We start from the raw sequence: 7,068 nt of genomic DNA, 5'->3' as shown, positions 1-7,068 counted from the left end.
TGCCTAATTCTGCAAAATCAACCACCTCATCTTGAAAAATTTCTATGTTGGATTGTTGGTTTATTTTGTCAAAAATTAATTTATAAAAATCTGCACTTCTTATCATTTTATAGGAGTACGGAAACAACTCTAATTGATTGGTGAAGTTTTCGTTTTTAAACCATGCACGTTGCCAATTTTTAGTACTAATTTCATCAAATAAATTTTCGGAATCCCAAAAACACCACGTTCTGTCGTTTTTGTTTTTCACATCGGAATCTATCAAAAGAATTTTTTTGTCAGAAAATCGGCCAGATTGAATCATTTCAAAAAGGGTTAATAAAGCCGATAAACCGTTTCCAGTAAATATGTAATGATAGTGATTCATTTATTTTTTTTATAAAGATAATAAATTTATATTTTAAAATATTTTTAGATTAGTCTAAAAATAAATTTATATTTAAATAAAAATAATATCTTTGTTAGATTATTATATGTTATGACCATTTCTGAAGAAAACTATTTGAAAGTTATTTATCATTTGTCACATCTTTCACCAAAAGGCGTGAATACAAATGCCATTGCTGCAATGATAGAAACCAAAGCTTCGTCTGTAACAGATATGCTAAAAAAATTATCTGAAAAAGATTGGATAAATTATCAAAAATATCAAGGTGTTTCCTTGACGGATAAAGGGAAATTGAATGCGAAAATAATAATAAGAAAACATCGATTGTGGGAAGTTTTTTTAGTTGAAAAATTAGGTTTTGCTTGGGATGAAGTGCATGAAGTAGCGGAAGAATTAGAACACATTAAGTCCGAAAAATTAATCAATCAATTGGATCATTTTTTAAATTTTCCAAGTTTTGATCCGCATGGCGATCCCATTCCGAATGCAAAAGGTGAACTTCCGAATATTAACAAGCAATTATTATCTGAAATTGAAGCTGGAAAAACAATTACTTGTGTGGGTGTAAAAGATAGTTCTGTAGACTTTTTACAATATTTGAATAAACAACACATTTCGTTAGGAACCAAAATAAAAATTATAGATATAGAATTTTTTGATAGAACCTTTAAAATTGAAGTTAACAACGCTGTTTTAGTTATTTCTGATAAAATTGCGAATAATTTATATGTAAAATAAATAACATGTATCAAGATTTAATAAAATATTTAGAGGGAATTGACCCCATATTAGCTGCCTTTTATGCTACCATGTTTACTTGGTTAGTTACTGCCGCTGGTGCTTCTTTAGTTTTCTTTTTTAAAACTATGAATCGTGCCGTTTTAGATGGTATGTTGGGTTTTACTGGAGGGGTTATGGTTGCGGCAAGTTATTGGAGTTTGTTGGCGCCAGCTATTGAAATGAGTGCTGGCGAAGGTTTTACGAAGGTGATTCCCGCAGCAAGTGGTTTTTTAATGGGTGCTTTGTTTTTATTTGCTTTAGATAAAACATTACCACATTTACATATTAATTTTAAAGAAACAGAAGGTATAAAATCACCTTGGCAACGAACTACTTTATTGGTCTTAGCCATTACACTTCACAATATTCCTGAAGGGTTGGCAGTTGGTGTATTATTTGGTGGTGTTGCAGCGGGCATTCCGGAAGCATCTATTGCAGGTGCGGTAACTTTAGCGATTGGTATAGGTATTCAAAATTTTCCAGAAGGAATTGCCGTTTCTATGCCTTTACGACGAATGGGAATGAGTCGAAGAAAAAGTTTTATGTACGGACAATCGTCTGCCATTGTGGAACCTATTGCGGGTGTGTTAGGGGCGCTTGCTGTAACATTTTTTACGCCAATTTTGCCTTATGCCTTAGCTTTTGCAGCCGGCGCCATGATTTTTGTAGTAGTAGAAGAAGTAATTCCCGAAACACAGCAAGATAAGAATACAGACATTGCCACCTTAGGATTTATTGCAGGGTTTATTGTAATGATGAGTTTAGATGTGGCGTTGGGATAATAATTTATTTAGAAATACTTAAATTATTTGCAATCGCAATTGTCACCACAACCTTTTTTGTTAGCTTTTTTCTTCCAAAAGAATTTTCTAATCAAAAAACCAATAGCTAAAGTCAGACAGATGTAGGTTAAAATATCTTGTAAATTCATAAATTTCATTTTTAAATTAGTGTTTAAAAAACTATTTCAAACTTTGATACGCAATTAGTGCCACCGCATAAGCAAACCCGGTCATAAACACCAATTGAATAATAGGCCATTTCCAGGAGTTGGTTTCTTTTTTAACTATAGCAAGCGTGCTCAAACATTGCATCGCAAATGCATAAAATAAAAGTAATGAGATTCCGGTTGCAAAATTAAATATCTTATTGCCCTTAGCATCAATGTCTTCAGCCATTTTCATTTTAATAGTAGCTTCTTCTTCACTCTGATTTCCTACACTATATATGGTAGCAAGTGTTCCAACAAATACTTCTCTAGCGGCAAATGAGCTTACTACTGCAATTCCAATTTTCCAATCGTATCCTAAAGGTTTTATCGCAGGCTCAATGGTTTTTCCTATAATACCAATATAGGAATTTTCTAATTTGTAGGCAGAAACATTATTTTCAATTACGGATGAATTTATTTTTTTGTGGCTAGAAAACACTTGTTTTTCAACTATTTCTTGCGCGTTATTAAAATTTTCTCCAGGGCCGTGTGATCCTAAAAACCATAGAATTACAGATAAAGCTAAAATTATTTTTCCAGCACCAGTTACAAATGCTTTTGTTTTTTCTAGAACATTTAGGGCTACATTTTTAACTAGCGGGACTTTATAACTAGGCATTTCGACAATAAAATACGATTTGCATTTTAACTTCAATGCTTTATTTAATATATATGCCGACCCAATAGCCACCACAAATGCCAATAAATACAAGCCCATCAAGGTTAATCCTTGTAAACTGAAACCTAAAAACCGTTTTTCTGGAATGATTAATGAAATTAAGATAGCATAAACGGGTAATCGAGCAGAGCAAGTAATAAAAGGCGTAATTAAAATTGTAATCAATCGTTCTTTCCAGTTTTCAATATTTCGGGCGCTCATTATGGCTGGAATAGCACACGCCGTTCCAGAAATTAAGGGTACAATACTTTTTCCTGACAATCCGAACTTTCGCATGATTTTATCCATCAAAAACACAACACGACTCATATATCCACTTTCTTCTAAAACAGAAATAAACAGAAATAAAAAGGCAATTTGTGGAATAAAAATGATAATTCCTCCAATTCCAGGAATGATTCCGCCTGAAAGTAAATCCGTAAATTTCCCAGGAGGAAGACTATCTTTTGTTAAGGCACTAAACTTTGAAAATGTGGTATCAATAAAATCCATTGGAATGCTACTCCAATCGAAAATAGATTGAAAAATAAGTAACAAAATGCCAAAGAAAATTAAATACCCAAAAACTTTGTGTGTTAATATATTGTCCAATTTACTTTGAAAATCAGTTGCTTTGGATTTGTCAATTTTTTGGGTAATTTTTAATGTATCATTAATGAATTGATACCTTTTTATGGTTTCTTTTTGTTGTAATTTTTTTAAATCGGAGTGCGATCGCGTAAAATTATTTTCAATTGTGTTTCGCTCTAAATTTAAGAAGTTTACATCTTGTGTAATTACCAACCATAATTTATAAAGCAACTGATTTGGAAACGCTTTTTTAAGACGATTAAAATATTCTTCATCAATAGAACTGGCATTTAAACAAGCTTCTGTAGAAAGATTTTTGTAATTTATAATCAATTCTTTTATATACTCAATTCCAATATTTTTTCTCGAACTTATTAATGCAATTTTGGTTTTTAATTCAGTTTCTAGTAACGGAATGTTTAATTCAATTCCTTTTTGTTGCATTCTGTCACTCATATTAATTATAAGTAACGTTGGAATTTCTAAGTCTTTTATTTGTGTAAAAAGTAATAAATTTCGTTTCAAATTTTCTACTTCCGTAACCACAACAGCCACATCTGGAAAATCTTCATCTTTTTTATTCAATAGCAATTCAATTACTACATTTTCATCAATAGAATTGGCGTTTAAACTATACGTTCCTGGTAAATCTAAAATTTTGGCTCTTGTAATTTGGTTAAGTTTACAAATACCTATCTTTTTATCCACAGTAATTCCAGGATAATTTCCCACTTGCTGATTCAATCCTGTTAACTGATTAAAAACAGAAGTTTTACCCACATTTGGATTCCCAATTAACGCAACTTTTATGGTTTTAGAATTCATTTTATTGTATTGATTCGGGTAGAATATAGATTTCTTGAGCTATTTTTTTTCTAATCGCCACTTTAGCATCGTTTATATTAAAAAACAAAGGATCGCCCATTGGCGCCACCTGAATTAATTGAATAGTATTACCAGGCAAACAACCCATTTCAATAAGTTTCAATGGAATTTCATCGATATTAATGTCCGAAATTTGAGCCATTTGTCCCTTTTTTAATAAACTAGCATTACTATTTTTCACAAACTTATTTAGATTGAATTAAAATACAAAGGTAACTATTTCCGAAAACAAAAACCTAACAAATGTCATGTTTTACAGTCGAATTATTATTCGTATATTCGTGAACCTATTCTAAAAGAAATAAATGAGCAGAACACTAGTTATTGGCGACATACATGGCGGATTAAAAGCGTTAATTCAAGTATTACAAAAAGCTGCAATTCAACCCAATGACATCTTAGTTTTTTTGGGAGATTACGTGGACGGTTGGAGCGAATCGCCTGCAGTTTTAGATTTTTTAATTGCCTTATCGGAACAGCAAAATTGTATTTTCATAAAAGGTAACCATGATGAATTGCTTTTGGATTGGTTGGAAAACAGACATGAAAATATAAACGAAAAAGTCTGGTTTAAACACGGAGGAAAAGCCACTGTTGAATCTTATTTAAATGTTTCTGAAACGTTGAAACAAAAGCATATAGTATTTTTAAAATCGTTACAAAATTACTATTTAGATACAGAAAACAGATTATTTGTTCATGCTGGTTTTACAAATATGAATGGAGTTTCTCAGGAATTTTTTCCTAAATTATTCTATTGGGACAGAACGCTTTGGGAACTCGCTTTGTGTTTAGATGAAAAAATAGATAAAAATGCTCCTTTATATCCAAAAAGATTAAACATTTATTCTGAAATATTTATTGGACATACCCCTATTTCTAAAACAAAAAAAGTGGCACCGCTTTGTAAAAACTCCGTTTGGAATTTAGATACTGGAGCTGGTTTTTCGGGAGTGTTAACTATTATGGATATAGTTTCTAAAGCATTTTGGCAAAGTGATGGATTGCCTGAGCTATACCCGAATGAAATTGGAAGAAATTAATACCTATATTTACACAAAATTAAGAAAAAATAACAGCCATAAAAACAGAAATAATGAGTGTAATTGAAAGAAAATTAAAAGATAGAAGCGAGTCAAAATGTGAAATTAGTGGTGCCGAATTGGATTTAGTGGTCTATACTTTACCGCCTTTTACAGAAGAAAGTTTAGCACATTCGGTTTTGTTGGCCAAACATTTAAAAGATCAAGTAGAAAACCCAGATACTATGAATCCAAATGATTGGAGAAGTTTGTCAGACAGTATGTGGAACGAAAATTTACCAGTTCAAATTTTATCTTGGCGCATGTTATCGCGTTTAAAAAATATCGATACTTTAGAGATGATGTATTTAGACGAAGAAGCATTAGAATGGGCAAAAGCTACAGGCGAAGGAGAAGAGGAAGACGAAAATAAAATTGTTCATAAAGACAGTAACGGGGCTATTTTAAAAGATGGCGATTCGGTGGTGTTAATTAAAGATTTAGATGTAAAAGGTGCAACATTTACTGCAAAACGAGGCGCAGCAGTGCACAATATTAAAGTGGTTTGGGACGACGCCAACTTAATTGAAGGTAGAGTAGAAAACCAACATATTTATATTTTAACGCAGTATGTTAAGAAAACAAAGTAATTTGCCAATGTGAAAATTGGTCAATATGTCAATTATCAAAAAACCCTGCAAACATTTTATTTGCAGGGTTTTTCTATATCTTAAAAAGTAATTAATATTAATTACTTTTTACTAATCACTTCAATTTTATAAATCAAATTTAATGCCTTGCGCTAATGGCAATTGATCAGAATAATTAACGGTGTTGGTTTGTCTTCTCATATATATTTTCCAAGCGTCTGAACCAGATTCTCTTCCACCGCCCGTTTCTTTTTCGCCACCAAAAGCACCACCAATTTCTGCACCAGAAGTACCGATGTTTACATTAGCAATTCCACAGTCGGAACCAGCGAATGATAAAAACTTCTCTGCTTCTTTCATACTGTTTGTCATAATGGCTGAAGATAATCCTTGCGCTACACCATTTTGTTTTTCGATTGCGTTTTCCACTTCGCCTTCGTATTTCATTAGATATAAAATTGGAGCAAACGTTTCGTGTTGTACAATTTCAAAATGGTTTTCTGCTTCAATAATAGCAGGTTTTACATAACATCCAGATTCGTACCCTTCACCTGATAACACGCCACCTTTTACTAATACTTTTCCGCCTTCTGCTTTTGCTTTTTCAATTGCTGCTAAATACGTGTTTACCGCATCAGTATCAATAAGAGGACCTATATGATTTTTTTGATCTAATGGATTTCCAATGGTTAATTGTCCGTAAGCTCCCACAATAGCATCTCTTACTTTATCGTATACACTTTCGTGAATAATTAATCGTCTGGTTGAAGTACATCTTTGTCCAGCTGTTCCCACCGCTCCAAAAACGGCTCCAGGAACTACTACTTTTAAATCTGCAGTTGGTGTAATAATAATAGCATTGTTTCCGCCTAATTCCAATAAAGATTTTCCGAAACGTTGTGCCACAGTAGTACCAACAATTCTTCCCATTCTGGTAGAACCTGTGGCAGAAATTAACGGGATTCTAACGTCTGTTGTCATCATTTCGCCCACTTTGTAATCGCCATTAATGATACAAGAAATTCCTTCTGGTAATTCATTTGCTTTTAAGATATCAGCAATAATATTCTGACATGCGATAGAACATAAAGGTGCTTTTTCCG

The 7,068-nt window shown here is 32.4% G+C and carries 8 protein-coding genes and 1 pseudogene; 4 read left to right on the top strand and 5 right to left on the bottom strand.

What is annotated here, in order from left to right; genetic code table 11:
• Window positions 1-367, bottom strand: a pseudogene (locus ACIQ2I_RS06950) (lycopene cyclase); the annotation flags it as partial.
• A 111-nt stretch (window positions 368-478) separates the two neighbouring features.
• On the opposite strand from ACIQ2I_RS06950, the gene ACIQ2I_RS06945 reads away from it, so the two are divergent.
• Window positions 479-1,126: a metal-dependent transcriptional regulator gene (locus tag ACIQ2I_RS06945; RefSeq protein ID WP_396181704.1), complete on the top strand. Its 648-nt coding sequence runs from the start codon at window positions 479-481 to the stop codon at window positions 1,124-1,126.
• Window positions 1,127-1,131: 5 nt separating this feature from the next.
• Complete coding sequence (locus ACIQ2I_RS06940; RefSeq protein WP_396181703.1) at window positions 1,132-1,950, top strand: ZIP family metal transporter; 819 nt, start codon at window positions 1,132-1,134, stop codon at window positions 1,948-1,950.
• 23 nt (window positions 1,951-1,973) lie between these two features.
• On the opposite strand, the gene ACIQ2I_RS06935 is transcribed toward ACIQ2I_RS06940, so the two are convergent.
• Genes ACIQ2I_RS06935 through ACIQ2I_RS06925 form a run of 3 tightly spaced genes read right to left on the bottom strand, consistent with a single transcriptional unit; the run spans window position 1,974 to window position 4,474 of the window.
• Window positions 1,974-2,099 carry a FeoB-associated Cys-rich membrane protein gene (locus ACIQ2I_RS06935; protein WP_396181702.1) on the bottom strand — a complete coding sequence of 42 codons (126 nt, stop codon included), beginning with the start codon at window positions 2,097-2,099 and terminating at the stop codon, window positions 1,974-1,976.
• Window positions 2,100-2,130: 31 nt separating this feature from the next.
• Window positions 2,131-4,233, bottom strand: a complete 2,103-nt coding sequence (gene feoB, locus ACIQ2I_RS06930) for a ferrous iron transport protein B (RefSeq protein WP_396181701.1) — start codon at window positions 4,231-4,233, stop codon at window positions 2,131-2,133.
• 1 nt (window position 4,234) lies between these two features.
• Window positions 4,235-4,474: a ferrous iron transport protein A gene (locus ACIQ2I_RS06925; protein WP_396181700.1), complete on the bottom strand. Its 240-nt coding sequence runs from the start codon at window positions 4,472-4,474 to the stop codon at window positions 4,235-4,237.
• A gap of 124 nt (window positions 4,475-4,598) precedes the next feature.
• Between ACIQ2I_RS06925 and ACIQ2I_RS06920 the strand changes: the two genes are divergently transcribed.
• Window positions 4,599-5,336, top strand: a complete 738-nt coding sequence (locus ACIQ2I_RS06920) for a metallophosphoesterase family protein (protein ID WP_396181699.1) — start codon at window positions 4,599-4,601, stop codon at window positions 5,334-5,336.
• A 53-nt stretch (window positions 5,337-5,389) separates the two neighbouring features.
• Complete coding sequence (locus ACIQ2I_RS06915) at window positions 5,390-5,965, top strand: PhnA domain-containing protein (protein ID WP_396181698.1); 576 nt, start codon at window positions 5,390-5,392, stop codon at window positions 5,963-5,965.
• 126 nt (window positions 5,966-6,091) lie between these two features.
• On the opposite strand, the gene ACIQ2I_RS06910 is transcribed toward ACIQ2I_RS06915, so the two are convergent.
• Window positions 6,092-7,068 (bottom strand): aldehyde dehydrogenase family protein (locus ACIQ2I_RS06910; protein ID WP_396181697.1); only part of this gene is annotated, 977 nt, incomplete at its 5' end.

It is taken from the genome of Flavobacterium sp. (assembly GCF_044368995.1).
GTDB lineage: Bacteria > Bacteroidota > Bacteroidia > Flavobacteriales > Flavobacteriaceae > Flavobacterium.
The sequence above is the reverse complement of the archived record's forward strand: the minus strand, read 5'-3'. Positions and strand labels throughout refer to the sequence as shown.

Excerpts from the sequence above, each read along its gene's own strand:
- ACIQ2I_RS06945 (WP_396181704.1), top strand. The coding sequence starts at position 479 with ATGACCATTTCTGAAGAAAACTATTTGAAAGTTATTTATCATTTGTCA.
- ACIQ2I_RS06940 (WP_396181703.1), top strand. The coding sequence starts at position 1,132 with ATGTATCAAGATTTAATAAAATATTTAGAGGGAATTGACCCCATATTA.
- ACIQ2I_RS06935 (WP_396181702.1), bottom strand. The coding sequence starts at position 2,099 with ATGAATTTACAAGATATTTTAACCTACATCTGTCTGACTTTAGCTATT.
- feoB (WP_396181701.1), bottom strand. The coding sequence starts at position 4,233 with ATGAATTCTAAAACCATAAAAGTTGCGTTAATTGGGAATCCAAATGTG.
- ACIQ2I_RS06920 (WP_396181699.1), top strand. The coding sequence starts at position 4,599 with ATGAGCAGAACACTAGTTATTGGCGACATACATGGCGGATTAAAAGCG.
- ACIQ2I_RS06915 (WP_396181698.1), top strand. The coding sequence starts at position 5,390 with ATGAGTGTAATTGAAAGAAAATTAAAAGATAGAAGCGAGTCAAAATGT.